We start from the raw sequence: 521 nt of genomic DNA on the forward strand, positions 1-521 counted from the left end.
GGCGTACTTCGCAAGCCACCCCGAGTAAGATACGCCTTTATCCAAGAACATCATCACAGCCACTCTGTGCGACATCTGTGTCAGTTATTTGATGTTCATCCGAGCGGGTATTACGCGTGGAGGAGCTGCGCAAAGTCGAAGAGACAACTTGACAATGAACGACTTACAGGCCAACTCAAACAATGTTGGCTTGAGTCTGGTGGCGTCTATGGATACCGCAAACTCCATCGAGATCTGCGTGATCTTGGCGAGCAATGCGGTATTAATCGTGTGCATCGCCTGATGCAGCGAGCAGGACTGCGAGCGCAAGTTGGCTATCGAAAACCGAGAGCTCCTAGTGGTGAACAACACGTTGTTACGCCAAATCGTTTAGAGCGGCAATTCAATCCATTAGCGCCCAACACGGCTTGGGTAACGGATATTACGTACATCAAAACGCATGAAGGCTGGCTCTATCTTGGCGCTGTAATGGACTTGTTCTCACGACGAATAATTGGTTGGTCAATGGGCAGTCGTATCAC

General features: G+C 49.9%; 1 protein-coding gene. It reads left to right on the top strand.

The genetic code is table 11. From position 1 onward, the window contains the following. Positions 1-521, top strand: a 521-nt coding sequence (locus JIG40_RS17510) for an IS3 family transposase (protein ID WP_199465744.1), incomplete at both ends; no start/stop codon positions are given.

This window comes from Vibrio sp. bablab_jr001 (assembly GCF_016464285.1).
Lineage (GTDB): Bacteria > Pseudomonadota > Gammaproteobacteria > Enterobacterales > Vibrionaceae > Vibrio > Vibrio fluvialis.